19 protein-coding genes are annotated in these 20,985 nt (G+C 36.5%); all 19 read left to right on the top strand.

Going from position 1 to position 20,985, the window contains the following annotated elements; all coding sequences use genetic code 11:
• Nucleotides 1-16 precede the first annotated feature (16 nt).
• Nucleotides 17-664: a sugar transferase gene (locus tag KJS44_RS08850; protein WP_008687827.1), complete on the top strand. Its 648-nt coding sequence runs from the start codon at nucleotides 17-19 to the stop codon at nucleotides 662-664.
• Nucleotides 661-1,605, top strand: coding sequence for an NAD-dependent epimerase/dehydratase family protein (locus KJS44_RS08845; protein WP_008687828.1), 945 nt, complete (start codon nucleotides 661-663; stop codon nucleotides 1,603-1,605). Before KJS44_RS08850 ends, KJS44_RS08845 begins: the two co-directional genes overlap by 4 nt.
• Entirely contained in the window at nucleotides 1,602-2,810 is a 1,209-nt protein-coding gene (locus KJS44_RS08840) for a glycosyltransferase family 4 protein (RefSeq protein ID WP_008687829.1), read from the top strand. Before KJS44_RS08845 ends, KJS44_RS08840 begins: the two co-directional genes overlap by 4 nt.
• The gene (locus KJS44_RS08835; protein WP_008687830.1) at nucleotides 2,797-3,846 is read left to right on the top strand and encodes a polysaccharide biosynthesis protein; all 1,050 of its coding nucleotides are present in this window, start codon (nucleotides 2,797-2,799) and stop codon (nucleotides 3,844-3,846) included. The genes KJS44_RS08840 and KJS44_RS08835 overlap by 14 nt, the downstream gene beginning before the upstream one ends.
• A complete protein-coding gene (locus KJS44_RS08830) occupies nucleotides 3,843-4,976 on the top strand; it encodes a polysaccharide biosynthesis C-terminal domain-containing protein (protein ID WP_008687831.1) in 1,134 nt (377 codons plus the stop codon). The genes KJS44_RS08835 and KJS44_RS08830 overlap by 4 nt, the downstream gene beginning before the upstream one ends.
• 8 nt (nucleotides 4,977-4,984) lie before the next feature.
• Nucleotides 4,985-6,121: a non-hydrolyzing UDP-N-acetylglucosamine 2-epimerase gene (gene wecB, locus KJS44_RS08825; RefSeq protein WP_008687832.1), complete on the top strand. Its 1,137-nt coding sequence runs from the start codon at nucleotides 4,985-4,987 to the stop codon at nucleotides 6,119-6,121.
• Nucleotides 6,109-7,296 (top strand): glycosyltransferase, encoded by a 1,188-nt coding sequence (locus KJS44_RS08820; RefSeq protein WP_081484682.1) that lies wholly within the window; start codon nucleotides 6,109-6,111, stop codon nucleotides 7,294-7,296. The genes wecB and KJS44_RS08820 overlap by 13 nt, the downstream gene beginning before the upstream one ends.
• Nucleotides 7,293-8,210 carry a beta-1,6-N-acetylglucosaminyltransferase gene (locus tag KJS44_RS08815; RefSeq protein ID WP_008687836.1) on the top strand — a complete coding sequence of 306 codons (918 nt, stop codon included), beginning with the start codon at nucleotides 7,293-7,295 and terminating at the stop codon, nucleotides 8,208-8,210. The genes KJS44_RS08820 and KJS44_RS08815 overlap by 4 nt, the downstream gene beginning before the upstream one ends.
• Nucleotides 8,194-9,222 carry an acyltransferase family protein gene (locus tag KJS44_RS08810; protein ID WP_008687838.1) on the top strand — a complete coding sequence of 343 codons (1,029 nt, stop codon included), beginning with the start codon at nucleotides 8,194-8,196 and terminating at the stop codon, nucleotides 9,220-9,222. The genes KJS44_RS08815 and KJS44_RS08810 overlap by 17 nt, the downstream gene beginning before the upstream one ends.
• 20 nt (nucleotides 9,223-9,242) lie before the next feature.
• Entirely contained in the window at nucleotides 9,243-10,313 is a 1,071-nt protein-coding gene (locus KJS44_RS08805) for a glycosyltransferase family 2 protein (protein ID WP_008687839.1), read from the top strand.
• Entirely contained in the window at nucleotides 10,310-11,410 is a 1,101-nt protein-coding gene (glf, locus tag KJS44_RS08800; protein ID WP_008687840.1) for a UDP-galactopyranose mutase, read from the top strand. Before KJS44_RS08805 ends, glf begins: the two co-directional genes overlap by 4 nt.
• Complete coding sequence (locus KJS44_RS08795) at nucleotides 11,403-12,851, top strand: flippase (RefSeq protein ID WP_017144671.1); 1,449 nt, start codon at nucleotides 11,403-11,405, stop codon at nucleotides 12,849-12,851. Before glf ends, KJS44_RS08795 begins: the two co-directional genes overlap by 8 nt.
• Before the next feature lie 5 nt (nucleotides 12,852-12,856).
• Nucleotides 12,857-14,851, top strand: coding sequence for a pyruvate formate lyase family protein (locus tag KJS44_RS08790; RefSeq protein WP_008687842.1), 1,995 nt, complete (start codon nucleotides 12,857-12,859; stop codon nucleotides 14,849-14,851).
• A complete protein-coding gene (locus KJS44_RS08785) occupies nucleotides 14,832-15,641 on the top strand; it encodes a 4Fe-4S cluster-binding domain-containing protein (RefSeq protein WP_008687843.1) in 810 nt (269 codons plus the stop codon). The genes KJS44_RS08790 and KJS44_RS08785 overlap by 20 nt, the downstream gene beginning before the upstream one ends.
• On the top strand, nucleotides 15,638-16,720 hold the full coding sequence (locus KJS44_RS08780; protein WP_008687844.1) for a glycosyltransferase: 1,083 nt from the start codon (nucleotides 15,638-15,640) through the stop codon (nucleotides 16,718-16,720). Before KJS44_RS08785 ends, KJS44_RS08780 begins: the two co-directional genes overlap by 4 nt.
• On the top strand, nucleotides 16,717-17,694 hold the full coding sequence (locus tag KJS44_RS08775) for a galactofuranosyltransferase (protein ID WP_008687845.1): 978 nt from the start codon (nucleotides 16,717-16,719) through the stop codon (nucleotides 17,692-17,694). Before KJS44_RS08780 ends, KJS44_RS08775 begins: the two co-directional genes overlap by 4 nt.
• A 214-nt stretch (nucleotides 17,695-17,908) precedes the next feature.
• Nucleotides 17,909-19,555 (top strand): O-antigen ligase family protein, encoded by a 1,647-nt coding sequence (locus KJS44_RS08770; RefSeq protein ID WP_226896976.1) that lies wholly within the window; start codon nucleotides 17,909-17,911, stop codon nucleotides 19,553-19,555.
• 3 nt (nucleotides 19,556-19,558) lie between these two features.
• Nucleotides 19,559-20,296, top strand: a complete 738-nt coding sequence (locus KJS44_RS08765) for a YveK family protein (protein ID WP_008687847.1) — start codon at nucleotides 19,559-19,561, stop codon at nucleotides 20,294-20,296.
• Nucleotides 20,283-20,957 (top strand): CpsD/CapB family tyrosine-protein kinase, encoded by a 675-nt coding sequence (locus tag KJS44_RS08760; protein WP_008687848.1) that lies wholly within the window; start codon nucleotides 20,283-20,285, stop codon nucleotides 20,955-20,957. The genes KJS44_RS08765 and KJS44_RS08760 overlap by 14 nt, the downstream gene beginning before the upstream one ends.
• The last annotated feature ends 28 nt before the right edge of the window (nucleotides 20,958-20,985 follow it).

Here is a 20,985-nt window from a genome sequence, read left to right as displayed (position 1 = left end):
TAAGGGAGTGAATAAAATGTATGAGAAGTTTATGAAACGGTTTTTCGATTTTTGTTTATCTTTCCTTGCACTCGTTTTACTAAGCCCCATAGCCCTTATGATCTGTATATGGATCAAATGTGATAGTCCTGGACCGGTATTTTTTAAACAAAAAAGGGTTGGAAGAGCTAGAAATCTATTCGACATCTATAAATTTCGTTCCATGTTAGAAACAACACCAAGCGATTGCCCAACACATTTATTAAAGGATCCGCAAAAATATATCACAAGGTCAGGACGTTTTTTACGAAAGACAAGTTTGGATGAATTGCCTCAATTGATCAATATACTGCTGGGTCATATGTCTTTTATCGGTCCTCGTCCTGCTTTGTACAATCAAGATGATCTTATTGCGGAAAGAGAAAAATATGGAGTTCATAAGTATCGTCCGGGGTTAAGTGGATGGGCACAGGTCAATGGAAGAGACGAGCTACCAATTATAGAGAAAGTAGCTTTTGATAAATATTACGTTGATCATTGTTCCCTTCTCTTTGATATTAAAATATTGCTTAAAACAATAACATGTGTTTTTAGAAGAACAGGTGTTGTCGAAGGTTGTATCCAGCAGGATCATGTAACAATTGAGCAAAAAGATACATACTCAGGAGATGTGAAATCCTTATGAAAAAAATTTTAATCACCGGAAGTAATGGTTTTATCGGTCGACAGCTATGCGCAGCACTTGCTAAGGAATATGAAATTTTCGGTATTAATAGAACGCAAAGTGTGCAGTTGGATGAACAGCATGGTTTTATTTGTGAGCTTAGTGATTTTACTTCTATACATACGATATTTGATAGAATCCAACCGGATATTGTTATTCATTTAGCTGCACTTGTTCATAAAAACCATGCGGATACCTCACAAGCGAACTATGATTTTATCAATTATGAATGTGCATGTAATATTTTTGATGAATGCATACAGAGAAACTGTAAATTAATTTTTTCCTCAACGATTGAAGTCTATGGAAATCGTCAGCAGACATTGGTGAAGGAAAGTACAGTGTGTTCTCCTAAGAGTTATTATGCTATCGCAAAATATAAAGCAGAGGAATATTTACGTACGCATAGCGATCAGTTGACTTATGCCATTTTACGATTTGCTCCTGTTTATGGCGAAGCGTTTACCTTGAACATTGATAAACGAATATTATTAAAACCAATACCATTGGCTTATTATTTTAAAAATGGGGAATATCAATTTCATTTTTGTTCAGTAAATAACATTATAACGTTTGTGACGTTTTTAATTGAAAAAGATACCTATGGAAATACAATTTATAATCTTAGTGATAAAAAGGCAGTGAGTGCGAAAGAATTAATTACCTTTTATAAAGCGCAAGGCTGGTGTAAATATCATATTCGAATGCCTTATTTGTTATGTGAAGCAATGATCTTGTTTCTTGGTGTTTTTTATAAAGTAATGAAAAAAAAGGATGTCTTTCTATCCATTAGAAATTTTGAAAAGTTATTTTCTTCGACAATTTACAGCAATCAGAAAGCAGATACCTTATGCCCTTTACCTGGTAGTATTGAGGATATTGTCAAAGGTAGGAAATCATGAAAATCTTAATTGTAAGTCAGTATTTCTGGCCGGAGCATTTTCGCATTAACGATCTGGCAATAACTTTACAACAGTTAGGCAATGAGGTCAGTGTTTTAACCGGACTGCCTAATTATCCCAAAGGACATTATTATCAAGGGTATAGTAAAACAAAGAACAATGATGAAAAGTGGCAGAATATTTCCATATATCGTTGCAATATGCGACCAAGAGGACAAGGCAGCCTACAACTTGTGCGCAATTATCTAAGCTATGCTTACCAAGCGATAAAGAAAAGTAAAATACTTGAAGAACAAAACTTTGATCTGTTGTATGTATTTGGCGTATCACCACTTACCTCAGCATTGCCCGCTATTTATTTGAAGAAAAAATGGAAGATCCCGATTATCTTAAATGTACAAGATTTATGGCCGGAATATGTAACAGCTATTACCGGTTTAAAAAATCCGCTTTGTGTCTGCATATTAGATAAACTAATGCGTTATATTTATCGTTCTTGTGATAAGATCTTGATTTCCTCAAAAAGCTATGAGCAAAGTATTCAAAGATATTTGGGGACAAACAGTGATAAGATCATGTTTTGGCCGCAATACGCTACGGTGGAAAAGGTTGCAAAAAGCAAGGTATTGTTTGATGAGATGGCGTTTCATATTGTTTTTACCGGAAATATCGGTGAAGCGCAAGGATTGGATATCGCTATAGAAACAGCTGATATGCTCAAAGATTTCCATGTGCAATGGCATTTCATCGGTACCGGAAGATATATGACGAAATTAGTAGCGATGGTGAAGCAGCGGAAATTAGAAAAGTGTGTAATTTTCCATGGTTGGATACCAGAAACACAAGTACCTCAATATTTAGCGAGTGCAGATGCTGCTTTATTAATTTTAAAGGATGATGATGTATTTAAGATGGCGTTACCGGCGAAATTGCAGACGTATATGGCATGTGGAGTCCCCATCGTGGGTTGTGTTAAAGGAGAAAGTAAACGTATTCTTTTAGAAGCAGAAGCAGGAATCGTGACAGATGAAATCAGTGCTGCTGGTTTAGCAAGTGTATGCAAACAATTCTTAACATGTCCCAAGGAACGTTATGATCGTTTATGCAAGAATGCACTAGCATATGGAAAGGCGCATTTTGATAAACAAGTCTTGATTGAGCAATTAATAAAAGAAATGAGGGTGTTAAAAGATGAGCATATTTAAAGATAAGGTGTTGTTAATAACGGGAGGTACAGGCTCCTTTGGCAATGCGGTCTTAAAAAGATTTATTGAAACGGATATCAAAGAAATACGTGTATTTAGCAGAGATGAATTAAAACAAGATGATATGCGTCATGAATATCAAGCAAAGTATCCTGTGCTTTTTCATAAATTGCGGTTTTATATCGGTGATGTTCGTGACATTGATTCTATTCGCAATGCCATGCATGGTGTTGATTTCGTCTTTCATGCGGCAGCGCTTAAGCAAGTGCCTTCCTGTGAATTCTTTCCGTTAGAGGCTGTGAAAACAAATATCATAGGTACAGATAATGTGTTAAGTGCAGCAATTGAGTATCAAGTGAAACGAGTGGTCTGCTTAAGCACAGATAAAGCAGCCTATCCCGTGAATGCCATGGGCACAAGTAAAGCGATGATGGAAAAAGTGATTACGGCGAAAAGTCGCATCGTGGATCCACGTAAAACAAGTATCATGTGTACACGATATGGGAATGTATTAGCTTCTCGAGGATCGGTAGTACCATTATTTATCAAGCAGATCAAAGAAGGTCGGCCATTGACGTTAACCAATCCCAATATGACAAGGTTTTTAATGACTTTAGAAGAAGCGGTTGATTTGGTGCTTTTTGCTTTCAATCATGGTGAAAGTGGCGATATTTTTGTGCAAAAGGCACCTGCGTGTACCATAAAAGTATTAACAGAGGCATTAAAAGAATTATTCCATGCCGATAATGCTATCAAAATCATTGGCATCCGTCATGGGGAAAAGATGTATGAAACACTATTAACGGATGAGGAATGTACAAGTGCGATTGATTTGGGTAATTTCTATCGTGTTCCGGTAGATAAGCGGGATTTGAATTATGACAAGTTTTATACGGGCAGTAATGAACATGTTCGCATATCCCATTTTAATTCCGATACGACAGTTCTTATGGATACTGAGGAAGTAAAAGCCAAGCTATTGGAAGTGGCTTATGTACAACAAGAGTTGCGTACTTGGGAGCATCAATACGCATGAACATTTTAATAACCGGAGCGTATGGTTTTATTGCCCGAAATTTAATACATGTATTACAAAGTAAAGAACTGTCGTTTTTACAACCACTGAAGTTGTATACCTATGATCGCCGTGATGCGATAGAAGACTTAAAAGAATACTTGACGGATTGTGATTTCATCATTCATTTAGCCGGTGTCAATCGACCACAGAAAGCACAAGAATATGAAGAAGGTAATAAAGGATTCACACAGTTTATTTGTGATGAATTAATCCAGCATAGGAATACATGTCCCATTTTAATGACCTCATCGATTCAGGCAGTGCTAGATAATGATTATGGAAGAAGCAAACGTGCAGCTGAAAATTGCTTAAGATCGCTATGGCAAAAAAACGGTAATAAAATTTATCTATATCGTCTGCCGAATGTATATGGGAAATGGTGCCGCCCTGATTACAACAGTGTCGTAGCAACTTGGTGTTACCACCTTGCTAGAAATCAGGATATTCAGATTCACGATGAACAAAAGGAAATCACGCTTTGTTATATTGATGATGTCATTACGGAAATACTGAATTGTCTGCAAGGAAAGGCAACGGTTGCAGATGAATCTGATTTCTATAAGGTAGAACCAACAACGAGGTGTCGTTTATCGGAATTAAGAAATATCTTATGTTCCTTTAAAAATGAGCAGCAGAATCTTACATTGCCTAATCAAACGGCATTTGTTAAAAAGCTATATGCCACCTATTTGTCTTATCTGCCGCAAGAAAACTTATCGTATTCTTTAACAATGCATCAGGATGCGCGAGGCAGCTTTACCGAGATGTTTCATATGGATACTTATGGACAAGTGAGTGTAAATGTTTTGCATCCGGGTATTGTAAAAGGAAATCATTGGCATATGAGCAAAAATGAAAAATATGTTGTTGTCGCCGGCGAAGGAAATGTTAAATTGCGCAATCTTTATAACGATGATCATAAGCTTCTTACCTATCATCTTTCGGCGAACAAAATGGAAGTAGTGGATATACCACCGGGGTATTTACATTGTATTGAAAATACGGGAACGCAGGATATGGTAGTAATTATTTGGGCAAATGAAGTATTTGATGAAACTTATCCGGATACCTATTATAAGGAGGTGTGAACACCCTTATGAAAAAATTAAAATTGATGACAATCGTTGGTACCAGACCGGAAATCATACGATTATCAGAAATCATCAAAACATGTGATTTATACTTTGAACAAATCCTTGTACACACCGGGCAGAATTATGACTATCAACTGAATCAGATTTTTTTCAAGGATTTGCAGCTGCGGGCACCGGATTTTTACTTAAATGCCGCAAAAGATGAAGTTGGTGAGACAATCGGCAGCATTATTGCAAAAAGCTATCATCTAATGGCAAATGTTCGTCCTGATGCAGTGCTGGTGCTGGGAGATACCAATAGTTGCTTAAGTGTGATCGCGGCGAAACGCTTGCATATCCCGATTTTTCATCTAGAAGCTGGAAACCGCTGTTTTGATGAACGATTGCCAGAGGAAACGAATCGTCGTATCGTAGATCATATTGCAGATGTAAATTTGTGTTATAGCGAACATGCCAGAAGATATCTCTTGGCGGAAGGAGTAGCAAAAGACAGAGTGTTTGTAACAGGATCTCCAATGGCTGAAGTTCTTACGAAGAATCTAACGCAAATCCGTGATTCAAAGATTCTTAAAGAACTTGGTTTAGTAAAGCAACAATATATTTTGTTATCCGCGCATCGGGAAGAGAATATCGATCATGAAGAAGCTTTTTATGATGTATTTACGGCAATCAATGCCTTAGCAGATATGTACAATGTGCCTATTATATATTCTTGTCATCCAAGAGCAGAAAAGTTTATTAGGGAAAGGAATTTTTCTTTTGATGAACGTGTCCGTATTCATAAGCCATTAGGTTTTCATGATTACAATCAATTACAGATACAGGCATTGGCTGTTGTAAGTGATTCTGGAACACTTCCTGAAGAAGCTGCCTTTTTCTCATCCATCGATTTAGGATTTCCGGCTGTTTGCATACGTACTAGTACCGAGCGCCCTGAGGCGATGGAAAAAGGAAATTTCATTCTTGCCGGTATCCAAAAGGAAGAGGTATTACAGGCGGTTGCCTTAGCAATACAATTAGAAAAGCATCATGAAAAAAGCTTGCCTGTTTATGATTATATTGAGCCAATCAGTGGAAAAGTCGTAAGAATCCTTCAATCCTATACTTCCATCATAAATAAAACCGTATGGAAAAAATAGTTTTCGTGAATACCGTATGCTATGGCAGTACAGGAAGGATATGCAAGACATTGTATACAATGGCACAGCAAAAAGGGTATAGCTGTTACATGGCTTATGGCAGAGGCAAGGCAGAGGCAACTTATAAAACAATAAAAATAGGAACGATCTTTGATGTTTTATGGCATGTGGGAAAGGCACGCTTTTTAGGAAAAAATGGTTTTGGCAGCTATTTTGCGACCAAACGCTTTATTAAAAAGCTCGAACGGCTACAGCCGGATATTCTTCATTTGCATAATCTGCATGGCTATTATCTGAATTTACCACTATTTTGTGCATATTTAAAACGTCATCCGGAAATAAAAAAAATTTGGACATTACATGATTGTTGGAGCTTTACAGGGAATTGTGCACACTACAATGGTCATGGCTGTATGCAATGGCAATCACAATGTCGTCAATGTCAGCATCATGATGGCTATCCTAAGACAATAAGGAGCGATATGACACGCAGCTTTCAGAAAAAGAAAGCATGTTTTACCGGCATAGAAAATCTCATCTTGATTACTCCTTCCGATTGGCTTTTGCAGCAAGTGCAAGCTTCCTTTCTACAAGCATATCCAATCTATACCATTCATAATGGAATTGACTTACAAGTATTTTCTCCAAGGAAGACCGCGATGGATAAAAAAACGAAAACGATTCTTGGGGTTGCTGGGAAATGGACTGCTGCAAAAGGGTTTGATGATTTTATCGCTTTGGCAAAGCACATTCCAGATGCATATCAAATCGTTATGATTGGGTTAACGAAACAACAGCTGCATCAATTGCCATCCAATATCAAAGGATATAAAGAAACACACGATGTGAAAGAGCTTGTTTCCTGGTATCAGCAAAGCTATGTCTTTTTCAATCCAACATATGAGGATACTTACCCAAGTGTTAATCTTGAAGCGCAGGCATGTGGCTGCCCAATTGTTAGTTATGATGTGGGCGGATGTAAAGAAACCTTGTGTAAAGGAAGCTATGTTGTACATAACGTAAACGAATTCTTGAAGCTTTTAAAGGAAAAGCCATTGCAGCGTATACAATTGCTTCCAGAAGAAAAGGCTCATTTGGATAAGAATAGAGCGTTTCTTGCGTATATTACCTTATACGAAGGACGGTTACATGAAGATGGGAAGGATACCATATGAGAATTGCATATTTAATATTGGCACATACAGATGTCAAACAATTGAATCGATTGTTAAAACAGTTATGTGAAATGCAGGATGTGTATTTGCATGTGGATCAAAAGGCTGATTTCTCCATCGATGAAATAAATGACTATTCATCCTTATATATCCTTACACAACGCACAAGGTGCTATTGGGGAGATATCAGCTTAGTAGAAGCTACCTTATTACTGTATCGTGCCGCATTACAGAAAAAATATGATCGCTATGTTTTATTATCCGGACAAGATTATCCATTGTATGCACAAAAAGATTTGCAGACTTTTTTTGCAAAGCATGCCGATGTAGAGTTTATCAGAGGATTTGCAATCACGGATAAGAACCAAGATTATTTTAAGATTCAGCAACGACATTTTATGAAGCCTTTTTTCCATAACAAAAAAGCGGATAGATTTCTTCATCACCTGTTACGTTATGGTATTACAAAGAATCGTCTGTTTTATAAAAAAACGGACTTAATTCTACAAGGACAAACTTATACGGTGTATGGTGGAGGACAATGGCATGCGTTAACGCATGCGTTTGCAAGCTATATGATGGATTTGATTGATACCCAGCCAAAGTTATTAACATATTTTCAGACTTCATATGCACCGGATGAAATGTTGTTTCAAACGATCCTCTTTAATTCACCTTTTCGTGATCATACGTTTAAAAAAGGTGTTGAAGCGGCTTATGTTGATGATATCCATCGGTGGACAGCTTTGCATGTGATGAAAATCAATGCATATGGTGAAGTCTCGCCATATAGTAATGACGATTACGCATATCTTAAAGCAAGTGAGGCATTATTCTTTCGCAAAGCAGTTAGTGGAATCAGTGATACCTTGATAGATCGATTAGAAGAGGAGTTTTATGCAGCAAGCATATGAGCAACGAAATCAGTACTTTGATTTCATAAGAGGAATCGGTTGTTATCTGGTCTTTTTTGCACATGTCTGTATCCTACATCTGGATTTTGTGATGAACTCTGTTTTCTTACATACCCTTTTCAATGCGATTGTCTATGCAATACCGATTTTTATTATCATATCGGGAAAGTTGATGTTGCGAAGAGCGTATAGCTATCGCGAAATATCTAAGAAAATCATGCATTTTATCGCTTTGATTGCGTTTTGGAATTTCTTATATGCCATAGTTGTCTATTGGCAACAAGGGATTCTTACTATCTTACAAATGACATTGCTACAGATGATAAAAGATGTATGGCAGGGGAGTTATTATTATCAATTTTGGTTTTTATATCTCTTGATGTTTTTATACAGTATCACCCCATTACTATATCGCTTATATACCACGCACAAAAAACGTTATCTTCAAGTAGTTATGTGGTTGGGGGTACTGTGTATCTTAGTTGATAGTATTAATTTGGGATGTGAAATACAAGGATATGCTTGCATAATGCGAATACCACAAATATTGCGAATGTGGATATGGCTATTTTATTTTATGCTTGGTGGCTGCTTATCGGATGTTTGTCAAAGGATGGAAAGGTGCATGATCGTAACGAAAAGTAAGGTCTTGCTAAGTGTGTTTATTACGCTTTTTCTGCTATTGATAGCAAGTGAGCGAATAGACACTTGTATGCCTGAAATGTTTTATGGTTCGATACTGGTCATATGCAGTCTTTGCCTTTGCTTTACGTATCGGCAGCAAGCTGCTTTACAATTGCATAGGTCATTGCATATCGCAACTTATTTTATAGGAATCTATATCCTGCAATTGCCATTATTAACGATGACATCTCCATTATTTCAGTTCATATTGCAATGGCCTTTCAGCACGATATGGTATTTTCTTTTCAGTAATTTCGTATTTGTTGTGCTTGTAGTGGTATGTAAGGTTTTATATAAAAATAAATACTTGCGTGAAACTTTGCGTTAATAGGGAAGGAGGATGAAAAAATGGAGATATCAGTCATTGTACCAATGTACAATTCTGAAAGCACGATAAAAGCTTGTGTAGAATCAATCTTACAACAACAAGGTGTTGCGGAAATTTTACTTTGTGATGATGGTTCTACGGATAATACGGCACAACTATGTCAACACTTAGCGACATTATACCCATGCATACAGTATTTGTCTTGTCCACACCAAGGCCCTTCAGCTGCTCGTAACATCGGCCTGCAGCATGCAAAAGGTAAGCTTATTTCTTTCATTGATTCAGATGATACGATTGATAAACACATGTATGAAGAAATGTCGAAACAATTTCACAAGGACGTAGATTTAGTCATGTGTTCCTATGAGTTATCTTTTCGTAATATTAAACAACCGATGTTGTTTCCGTTTCCACAAGAACAGCAGGAATACACACATGAAAAGGTTATGCAGGAAATTGTTCCTGCTATGGTATCGGAATATTCAATAACGAATACACGACAGAAGATTATCATAGGAAGTGTGTGTCGGTGTTTATTTCGTAAGGAGCTCATTCAGAAAAAACAGCTCACGTTTGATACCGCTGTGCGGTTTACAGAAGATTTACAATTTTTGGTGGATTACATTTTACAATGCCGAACTGTCGTTTTTATGAATCAGCCGTTTTATCATTATCAAAAAACCAGACGGACGACGACGCAAAGCTATATGCCTCATTATTTTACAGATATGGTGCATAGTCATGAGCTATTGCTAGAGAAGATCACGTTGCATCAGCCTGCTTTGGCAAAGCAATTAAAAAAGAGTTTTGCTTATCGCAGGCTCATGAATTACTATGAGGAAATCGTGAATCAAAGTAAAGTCGATGCAAAGGCCTCCTTTTGGAAACGTAGAGCCTATCTAAAGCAGGTTTTTAAAGACTATCATATACAAGAGGAACTTTCTTTATTTCATCTTGAGGAACTATTCAGTATTCCCCGAAAATATCGCAAAGGATTTTATCAGGGACATGTCACACTCATGTTCGCTGAACAATGCATAAGAAATAGAATAAAATGGATTTTATATGCCACAGAAAGGAAAAAGAGATGAAATTTGATTATGTAATCGTAGGTGCAGGGATTGCCGGTTTGTGTATGGCAGAACGTATTACAAATGTTTTGCATAAAGAGGTTTTGATTATTGAAAAAAGATCACATATAGGTGGCAATCTATATGATTGCTATGATGAGAATGGGCTTCTCATACAAGCCTATGGACCGCATATCTTTCATACAAATGATGCATCTGTATTTTCTTACTTAAGTACATTTACCACTTGGCATGAATATCAACATAAAGTGCTTTCTTATGTAAATGGCGAATATGTTCCATTTCCTGTAAATCTATGTACACTTAGCCAAATATTTCATGAGCCGTTTACGAAAGAAAAAGCACAACAATATTTTCAAAAGGTACAACAGGATCCTCAATCTTGCAAAACTTTTGAGGATATAGCAATAGCCAGTGTGGGAGCTGATTTATATGAGATGTTTTATAAACACTATACGGAAAAGCAATGGGGTATGCCATGCAAAGAATTGGATGCTTCCATCTTTTCAAGAATACCGATTCGTCTGAATAATGATCAACGTTATTTTTCTGATCGTTACCAGGGAATTCCCAAAGCCGGCTTTACAGCCATGATGAAGCGAATGTTAAATGCGAAAATGCATATTCTTCTGAATACAGATTATCAACAGATTAAAGATGAAATATCCTATGAAAAACTAATCTATACAGGACCATTGGATGCCTATTATGATTATTGTTATGGGCACCTTCCTTATCGTTGTTTACGTTTTGCTTTTGAAACACATGATACCCCATCGTATCAACAAGCAGCGGTAATCAATTATCCCAATGATTATGATTACACACGTATCACCGAATTTAAAAAGCTGACGGGCCAAGAACATAAGCACACGGTCATACTGAAAGAGTTTCCCGTGCAAGAGGGAATCCAATGTTATCCGATCTTACAACCTAAAATAAATGCGATATTAGCACAATACCAGAGATTGGCAGAACAGGAAAAGGATGTTATTTTTTTAGGACGATTAGCAAATTTTAAATACTATAACATAGATCAGATCGTAGCTGAGGCATGCAAATGTTTTGCTCAGCTGTGTGAGAAAAGCGATGCATAAAAGATTAATTAGCAATTATATTTATAACACCCTTTATCAAATTCTGATTATTTTCCTTCCTTTGTTGACGACCCCTTATCTGGCAAGAGTTTTTGGTGCTGAAGGAATAGGAAGTTTAAGCTATGTACAATCGATTAGCTCATATTTTATTTTATTTGGAACATTAGGAACCGGGTTGTATGGACAAAGAGAAATCGCTTATTATCAAAATAAACAAGAAGCGCGTTCGCAAGTCTTTTTAGAAATACTGATTATTCGCTGTCTGATGCTGATGGTAAGTATCATAGTATACGTATTGTATTTGCGACAGGTACAGGAATTACAGTTTTTGTTTTTACTGCAGATGATTGAAATTATCGCGAATGTGTTTGATATTTCTTGGTATTATCAAGGAATGGAAGATTTTCGCTATATCACATTTCGTAATATAGCCGTAAAGCTCATCGGAGCAATTTGTATCTTTACATTTATCAGAAGGAAAGCTGATATGTGGCTGTATATCGTATGTTTGGGGATGGTTGGACTCATCGCTAATCTATCTTTATGGTTAGCCTTACATAAAACGATGCAGTTATCAAATATTACAAAGCTTCATTTAAAACGTCATCTTTTTCCTATTTTCATGGTATTTTTACCTCAGATTGCCATGCAGATCTACACCTTATTCGATAGGACCATGTTAGGGTATTTATCTACCTATGCGCAAACCGGATATTATGATCAGACACAGAAAATCATTCGTCTGATTCTCATCTTTATCACATCCCTTGGCACGGTCATGATGCCACGCATTGCAAGTATTCAGGCAGAAGATAAGGACGACAAGATTCTTCATTATCTTTATATATCCTATAAATTTGCATTGTTATTAGCAATGCCTGCGATTTTTCTATTGCTGTGTATTGCCAATCGTTTTATCCCATGGTTTTTAGGACCATCTTATGATGCGGCAATCAGCTTATTAAAATGGAGTACACCTTTGCTGTTGCTGATTGGCTTAAATAATGTTACCGGCATGCAATACTTGATATCTACAAGAAGACAAAATGCATTTACATGCACGGTAGTGTTAGGAGCTGTTTTAAATTTTATCATGAATGCCTTACTGATACCGCAATTTGCTGCCAAAGGGGCAATTCTTTCAAGTGTCTGTGCAGAGTTTTTGATTACCGCAGTGCAATTTTATATCGTTCGCAAGAAGATAGCATTTCGCAAAGTTTTCAGAGAATGCGTTCATTATGGTTTATGTGCCGGTATTATGTTTCTTTGCATCATTTGGATCAACGTTTTGGATATTCCCATCATCCTTTATATGGTATTGGTGGGGGTTATGGCGAGTGTTTCTTATGGAATAGCTTTATATATAAGCAAGGACACCTTATTTGGCAATATGTTACACTTCTTGTCGCAAAAGCTGGGTAGGTGTAAAAAGGAGGTCTGATGGATATGAATTGGCGTAATTTTCGGTTTATCCAATATTTAAAGCATATCAAAAAGTTGTATCAGAAACATCAGCGTTTATTTGAAAGAGAAAACGATTTGCTGTTTTTATGCAAGGCTTTCTTAAAAACAAGAATCGTGATGAGAAGTGATGATGCAGCAAAAGACTTCCAAAATTTATGCCAAAAAGCATCCTTTCACAAACAAGGGTGTTATCAATATTTTTATTATTATATAAATCCCTATCTATCCTTAAGCCAGCGACATCATGTGTTTAGTAATATCACGATTGCATATGAAAAATTCATTCAAAATAGTTTTCAAGCCTTGTTAGCAGAAGGCGAGAACTTACCCAATACATCATTTAAAAAACAGCAAAACTGCGTGTTATTAGCTATCATGACACAAATTGAAACAATCAGCACAAAGCTTCATGCTATGCAACGTTTTGATTTACAGCAGCTGTTTGCCGAAATGGTGCAGGGTGAAGCTAGACATCTACAAGATGGGATGCAAAGAATATTGTTTTTGAATCAGATGCTTTGGCAAAGCGGTCATGAATTGGTTGGATTGGGACGCTTTGATGCATTGTTGTTTCAATTATATGAGCAGGATTTACAGACTGGGTATATCACAGAAGAAAAAGCAAAGTCTATGCTTTTGGAGTTTTGTCATATTTTACATCAAGATTATTGGTTTAAAAGCAGTGAGTTATTAGGGGATACGGGGCAAATTTTGATTCTTGGTGGAAAAGATCTCCAAGCGAATACGGCCTTTACGAAGCTTATCTTACAAGTTTTTGAAAAATATGATAAACCAGAGCCAAAGCTGTTGTATCGATATACCCAAACCTGCCCTAATGTCATAAAGGAACAAATTTTTAGGGTTCTAAAAAAGGGGAATGGTTCGCCTTTGCTAAGTAATGACGATGTGATTCTAACTTGTTTGCAACAAGCAGGTATTGCACAAGTTGATGCTTTGCATTATGGAACATCCGCTTGTTGGGAACCTTTGCTTATCGGAAAAGATAGTTCGCAAAATAATACATCGATCTTGAATTTCCTTGTTCCTATCGTAAAACTTATGAACGATGATCTTTTGACGATAGAAGAAGTCTATCAACGATATTTTAGTTACTTAAAGGAAGATATTTTAAGAATTTGTCAGGCTTCAAAAGCATTGGTATATGAAAAAGATGCATTTTTATCTTTATGTATTGATGGTTGTTGGCAGTCTGTAAAGGATGTTGCAGAAGGTGGTGCCTGTTACCATAACACCGGTATTACCACGGTGGCTATGGGCAATGCGATAAATGCTCTTTTCAATATTGAAGAATTCGTGTATAAGAAAAAACTTTTCACGCTTGCTCAATTGCAAATGTATTTAGAAGATGCAGAATATGGAGAACAATTTCGCTATTTTCTGCAACAAAAAGGTGTTTTTGGTGATGATGAACAGAAAACGATGATTTCACGCATCAATAAAATAACGGCCTATGCAGCACAAGTATTTGCCGAAGAAAAAAATCAATGGGGCGGTCATTTTGTTTTTGGTCTTAGTTCTCCAGGCTATGTAAGTAGTGCTGCTACCTTTCCTGCAACGGCGGATGGGCGCGCATATGGAGAGCCTTTCATGACACATATTTCCGGAATCGCAGGCAGAGCTTATACGTCATTATTAAATTTTGCGGCAAAACTACATTATGATCATGGCAGGTGCAATGGTAATGTGGTAGATATCATGATGAATCCTCAATTATTGAATAATTTCGAAGATAAATGTCGGACACTGTTGTTTTGTGCCTTGGATCAGGGAATCTTTCAATTGCAAATGAATGTATTACAAAAAGATGTTTTACTGGATGCACAGCAACATCCTAATAAGCATGCAGATTTGATTGTTCGCGTATGGGGATTCAGTGCGTATTTCATTGATTTACCAAAAAGCTATCAGGATATTGTCATAAGGAGGTGTGAAGAATATGAAACTGTGTATCACTGACATACAACGCTTTTGCCTTCATGATGGTCCTGGTATACGTACGACGATATTTTTAAAGGGATGTCAATTGCGATGTCCTTGGTGCTGTAATCCGGAAACACAATCGCTGCAAGAACAAATGGCCATCGATATGGATAACTGTTTCTATCCAATTTGCCCCAGTCGTAAGTCAAATGCTGTTTGTCTAGCTATGCGTTCAATTGGAAAAAGGATCGATGTGCAAGAATGTCTTGCGGCCTGCTTGCAAGATCGAAAGTATTATCAAGCTGATGGAGGTGTCACCTTTAGTGGTGGTGAGCCATTGTTACAAGCAGATGTTTTGGTAGGTGTCATGCAAGCCTTAAAAAAAGAACAAATAACGATTTGTGTGGAAACCTCATTATATGCTTCGCTAAAACAGTTGCAATTGCTGCTTCCCTATGTGGATACATGGTATGTGGATTTAAAGAGTTTAGAACCTGCCTGCATCAGTAAGCTAAAAGGGAATTTAAATGAGTATATAACAAATCTAAATTACTTAACTGCTCAGCAAAAACATATCATCCTACGGATTCCGTTAGTAAAACCTTACACGTTCACAAATGCCAATTTGGAAGCTATCAAACGGTTTTTACCCAATTACCAATTTGAAAAGATTGAACTATTTTCAATACATAAGTTAGCGACAAAGAAATATCAAGTATTGGGAATGACGCAACCTGCATATGAAGGTGTATCTGAGGAAGAGTTACAAACATTTGCCCAAGCAATTGCGCAAAAGGATCAAGTGATTGAGGTGATGCGTATATGAGGGTATTACATGTCGTATCTGTATTGCAAAGCGGTGGCATTGAAACCATGCTTTATCGCTATCTTCACTATATGAAGGACAGGGATATCACTTTTGAAATTATGACGCATGATGAGAATGAGCAAGGTATGCTTTATCAACGATTTTTACAATTAGGTATTCGTATATATCGCATTCCCTCCAAACATACTTCGTTAAGAAAAAATCTGGCTGCCATGAATAACATTATTGCCCACGGTGCGTATGATGTCATTCATGTTCATCAAGGCTATCTGTCATGTTTCCCTTTACTGATTGCACGTTTCCATAACGTTCCTTTGCGTATTACCCATGCGCACTCCACCTACGCTTTGACAACACAACGACCAAATCTCATGATTCGCCTGATGAAATTTCTGAATGTGCATATGGCAAATGATTATTATGCGACAGGGCCAACGTGTGGAGAGTTGTTGTATGGCAAAAAACGTTGGAAAGAACATGGGTTTCTTATGTACAATGCCATGTCTCTTTCTGATTTTCAATTTGATGAAGCCACACGTATCCAATATCGCCGTCATTATCAGTTACAGCACAAAATGGTATTGCTTGTAATTTCACGTTTATCCAAAGAGAAAAACATCGCCTTCACTATTCGTCTAATGAAGTTGTTAGATGACCAATATCATTTGGTCATTGTCGGTGAGGGGGAACAAAAAGCAGCGTTGACATCTTTGACTATGTCATTAGGTTTACAAGAGCAAATTACATTCCTTGGGCAACGAAATGATGTTTGTGCCTTACTCGATATGTCTGACATCCTATTGGTGCCTTCCTTCTATGAGGGTTTTTGTATATCGGCAATTGAAGCACAAATCAATGGATTGCAAGTTATTTTATCAGATACGATTCCTCAGGAAACCGATATCACACATACTTGCCTGCGAGCATCCATTCAAAGCAAGGAAGAATGGGCTGAAAAAATTATGAACTTGCCTCGTATGTGCAGACATAACAACGATAAAATGGTGTTTCGTGAATTGTCAATTGAGACAGCGGCTGTATCTTATGAACGTAGGCTGAAGGAGATGATAAAATGAACATATATCAGTTAGAGGATTATGATGTGCAAGGTGTTGATGCGGGCAGTAAAGCGCGTATTGATGTATGTCAGATTCTGCATGAACAAGGCATCGAAGCCCTTTTGCATCATTATGAAAAAAGTCGGTTGAAACGATTATTAGAAAGCATTAAACTGACTTTTATTAAGAAAAAGGACAAGCGTTTGATTGTCCAATATCCCATCAGCAGATGGAATCAGAAAATCTTAAGACGCAGCAAAGGACAAGGAATTATTTATTTGATCCATGATTTGCAATCCATACGTTGTGGGCGTTTGCTGCAAGAAGATCTGCAAAACTTTACGTCAATGGATACACTGATTGTTCATAATAGCGTGATGGCAAAACTGATCAGACAAACTGGATTTCAAGGGAACATCATAGAACTTATGGTATTTGATTATCTAAGCAATCCCATACCTTGGCAACAAAGAAAGCTGACAAAGGAAATTGTCTATGCGGGCAATTTAGAAAAAAGTCATTTTATATCGCAATTGCATCATTTGGACAATCTTATTTTTCGTTTATATGGAAGATATATAAAGGCAAATCAGAGCAGACATATTTTATATGAAGGAGCATATCCGGCGAATACATTACCGGCTGCTTTAAAGGGAAGCTTTGGACTCATTTGGGATGGTGATGATTTAAATAGCTGCCGTGGGTTAAATGGAGAATATATGCGTTATAATAATCCACATAAATTATCCTTATATATCGTTTCATTATTGCCAATTATAACATGGTCAAAAGCGGCAATCGCACCATTTGTAATACAGCACAACATTGGTTTTGTCGTAGATAGTTTAACGGAAATAGAAGGTCGAATCCTAACGATGCATTCATCAACCTATCAGCTATATGTAGATAATCTTTTACGTTTACGTGATAAGCTGCTTATGGGAATGTATACAAAGCAAGCAATAACAAAGGCTTTGCACGTGTATGAATAACAGTTTCCAGAAATTGATGCATTTTATAAACAAACTGCTCTTTCTTAGTATTGCATGCATCAGTTTTACGCCTATTCTATTGCATAACACATCGTATATGTTCATGATTGGTCTGCTGCTGTTATGGTTTGTGACAGCCTTCTTGCACGATGCAACTTATTTTTTGACTTTTCGTCTCATGCATCTGCTTCTGCTTTTTTGGATCTTTTATTTAATGTTATTACAAGTCTTACACATCTCAGATAATAATATCGGAAATTTGTATACTTGTCTGACCTTTTGGCTATGTATAATTTTTTATGATTATTATCGCAATCATATGCAAATGGCAGAAAAAAATACATGCAAAAGAGTGCTCTATGGTATTCTGATTATCAATATGTTCAGTAATTTCATTCAACTCATCCAAGATCCATATCTATCAAAATATGTAACAGGTGGTCAATTTGCAGGTAACGTCACACAATTAAATATTTTTACCACTACGGAGCTATTAGGGGAAATCGTCTTATGTCTGTTATTCTTACATCGTTACTTAACGATCAAAACACGCATTCGTTATTTACATTTGCTTCTTGCTCTATGTACCTATTTTACCATTATTCTGTCTTCCTCCATGATATCAATCATCATATGTACATGTAGTTTGATAGGCATGCTGTTATATTATTTGAGACAGCGAAATGAACAACTTTTTCTATGTATATTGGCTATCTTTGGCATACTGCTTCTCTATTTTGTGATAAATTCCGATGCGATCATGAATGGCTGCAATGCTTTAATTTCTTCAATACCGGATGAGATGATCAAGAAACGTGGTTTAGAAATCCTACATATGTTGGATAATCAATTTCAATCAGAAATCACGATGTCTGGTCGTCTTACACTGTATCAAGACAGCTTGCATACTTTCCTTACCCATCCCTTCTTTGGCATAGGAAGACATCACAGCAATGTTCAAGGGCTCATTAGCTTACATAGTCAAATATTAGACGATTTTGCATACTATGGCGGTATCGGTGTGACCTTTTATATATTGAGCATCCGTTGCTTTTTAAAGCAGATACGATATCGTAGCATGCAGAAGGGAGCCTGTATCATATGCATGCTTGCCATTGGCTTTTTCTCATTAATGAACCCAATATTAAGCGTGGCAAATGGGTTGATTATCTTCGTATTATTGCCTTTAGAAATAGAAACAGGGCACCATCGTATTAAGCTTCCTAAAAAATTTTTAGCAGACATAAAAGATATCCTGCAGCAACGTCAATACTATTTGCAAACCATTATGCTTATAGCGGTGATGATCTTTGTAAGTCAATATAAAATAAGTGATGATTATTATGGTGATGTGGCATATTATTTGCAAAATGAAATCAGCCCCAATGCTTCAGTGAATGCAAATACGATTCTTGTCAATCAGGGGTTATTAACAGATTATAGCTATATGATCAATAGTGATGACGCTCATATGGAGATAGCGGAAAAGATGCATGTGAAAACGGTCAAATATCATGCAAAAAGTAGCGGAAGTGTTTTACATATATCGATTCAAGCTGGAAAGCAACAGGATGTCTTAAAAATAGACAAGTGTATTGAAAAACGCATCTTGCAGGATTTTAAAAAGCATAATAAAAGATTGTATAAAATTAATGAAGAAGTAGCAAAGCATCAAGAGACCACCCAAGAGAGCATAGTTCGTTATCTCTTATGTGTCCTAAGTTCCTCTTTCCTCATCTTGCTTGTTTTCTACATACGAAAGCGCCAGCACAATACATTTCAATCAAAGGATGAAGTTGAAGATTTGACTGGTTTTGTTGTTTTAACGCAAATCGCGTATCAGAAAGATATAGAGGTGTAATAAATGGATGAAAAAGAAATAAAGCTTCGCTTAAATGATTTAATCGGGATATTTAAAAAGCATTACAAAGTCATTCTCTTTTGTACTTTGCTGTGTATGGTGTTTTTAATGGTCGTTTCTTTGTGTATATTGCCAAAGAAGTATGCGAGTGATTCCAATATATATTTAAAACCAAAGACAACCTCGGAAGGAATTATTGATAATCAAACCGTCATTACGAATCGTAATTTGGTAAAAGATTATGAAAAAATCTTGCAGGGGACAACCGTCTTGTCACAGGTAGATAAAAAGCTGCATTTGGTGGATGGTACATGTAGCAAAGCTATCCAAACAAATGTCGAAGATAATTCCAATATCATCACCATAAGGGCAAATAGTGAGGACCCGTATTTATCCCAAAACATTGTGAAAGAGACCATTGCTGTTTTTACACAAGAAATGATGAAAATCAGTGAAATAGATAACATCACAGTAATTGATAAAGCTACCTTACAAACGCATTATATTTCGCCAAACATTAAATTGAATAGTATTGCAGGCGGTATTTTTGGCTTTGCTTTATCCTATATTTATTTCATCTTGGTATTTTTGCTTGATAATCGCATTAAATCCAGTGATCAGGCGGAAGAATATTTTGGTTATCCGGTGTTGGGAAGTATTCCTTTTGTCGATGAATTAAACCAAGAGAATCATCCAAGAAAAAGCATCAAAAGGAGGGTCAAAGCATATGTCAAAAAATAAAAATACCTATAAATTTGATAACATGGAAGCATTCCGTAAATTGAAAACGAATATCGAGTTTTCCGCAGTAGAAAAACCGATCAAAGTTGTTAATATTACTTCTTCCTGTGCGAATGAAGGAAAATCAACAGTGGCTTTTCATCTTGCGCAAGTGTATGCGGCAAAGTATAAAAAGGTATTGGTCATCGATTGCGATTTACGCAGACCGAAAATGCATCGTTATTTTCAAATCAGTAATCAAGTAGGCTTATCTGATTTGCTGGTGTTTATCGATAAACAGCCGGATTTAAGCACTTATATTCAAGAAGTTACAGTAACGGATTGTGAGAATGCTATTTCCGTTTTGACATCTGGAAGTAAAGTGCCAAATCCTCAAGAATTGTTAGGATCATCCAAATTCAAGAAGCTGCTGCAGGCTTTATCCAAACAATATGATTTCATCATTTTGGACTGTCCTCCTATCAGTATGATCAGTGATACTTTTTATGTAAGTAATGTCAGTGATGGAACTATTTTTGTCATATCCATGAAAGATACAAAAAAAGACATAGCACTATCTTCGATACGGCAATTAGAACGCAGCCGGTCAAAGATATTAGGAATTGTTTTAACAAAAACACAAAATTTATCATCCTATGATTACTATTACACCTATGAATAATCAAATAGCTGTATGGCAAATGAATCTA

Source organism: Longicatena caecimuris, assembly GCF_018406465.1.
Taxonomy (GTDB): Bacteria; Bacillota_I; Bacilli_A; order Erysipelotrichales; family Erysipelotrichaceae; genus Longicatena; species Longicatena caecimuris.
This window is presented reverse-complemented; position numbering and strand designations above follow the sequence as displayed.

Bases quoted from the DNA above. Each gene is read 5' to 3' on its own strand.
- KJS44_RS08850 (WP_008687827.1), top strand. From the start codon at position 17: ATGTATGAGAAGTTTATGAAACGGTTTTTCGATTTTTGTTTATCTTTC.
- KJS44_RS08845 (WP_008687828.1), top strand. From the start codon at position 661: ATGAAAAAAATTTTAATCACCGGAAGTAATGGTTTTATCGGTCGACAG.
- KJS44_RS08840 (WP_008687829.1), top strand. From the start codon at position 1,602: ATGAAAATCTTAATTGTAAGTCAGTATTTCTGGCCGGAGCATTTTCGC.
- KJS44_RS08835 (WP_008687830.1), top strand. From the start codon at position 2,797: ATGAGCATATTTAAAGATAAGGTGTTGTTAATAACGGGAGGTACAGGC.
- KJS44_RS08830 (WP_008687831.1), top strand. From the start codon at position 3,843: ATGAACATTTTAATAACCGGAGCGTATGGTTTTATTGCCCGAAATTTA.
- wecB (WP_008687832.1), top strand. From the start codon at position 4,985: ATGAAAAAATTAAAATTGATGACAATCGTTGGTACCAGACCGGAAATC.
- KJS44_RS08820 (WP_081484682.1), top strand. From the start codon at position 6,109: ATGGAAAAAATAGTTTTCGTGAATACCGTATGCTATGGCAGTACAGGA.
- KJS44_RS08815 (WP_008687836.1), top strand. From the start codon at position 7,293: ATGAGAATTGCATATTTAATATTGGCACATACAGATGTCAAACAATTG.
- KJS44_RS08810 (WP_008687838.1), top strand. From the start codon at position 8,194: ATGCAGCAAGCATATGAGCAACGAAATCAGTACTTTGATTTCATAAGA.
- KJS44_RS08805 (WP_008687839.1), top strand. From the start codon at position 9,243: ATGGAGATATCAGTCATTGTACCAATGTACAATTCTGAAAGCACGATA.
- glf (WP_008687840.1), top strand. From the start codon at position 10,310: ATGAAATTTGATTATGTAATCGTAGGTGCAGGGATTGCCGGTTTGTGT.
- KJS44_RS08795 (WP_017144671.1), top strand. From the start codon at position 11,403: ATGCATAAAAGATTAATTAGCAATTATATTTATAACACCCTTTATCAA.
- KJS44_RS08790 (WP_008687842.1), top strand. From the start codon at position 12,857: ATGAATTGGCGTAATTTTCGGTTTATCCAATATTTAAAGCATATCAAA.
- KJS44_RS08785 (WP_008687843.1), top strand. From the start codon at position 14,832: ATGAAACTGTGTATCACTGACATACAACGCTTTTGCCTTCATGATGGT.
- KJS44_RS08780 (WP_008687844.1), top strand. From the start codon at position 15,638: ATGAGGGTATTACATGTCGTATCTGTATTGCAAAGCGGTGGCATTGAA.
- KJS44_RS08775 (WP_008687845.1), top strand. From the start codon at position 16,717: ATGAACATATATCAGTTAGAGGATTATGATGTGCAAGGTGTTGATGCG.
- KJS44_RS08770 (WP_226896976.1), top strand. From the start codon at position 17,909: ATGTTATTACAAGTCTTACACATCTCAGATAATAATATCGGAAATTTG.
- KJS44_RS08765 (WP_008687847.1), top strand. From the start codon at position 19,559: ATGGATGAAAAAGAAATAAAGCTTCGCTTAAATGATTTAATCGGGATA.
- KJS44_RS08760 (WP_008687848.1), top strand. From the start codon at position 20,283: ATGTCAAAAAATAAAAATACCTATAAATTTGATAACATGGAAGCATTC.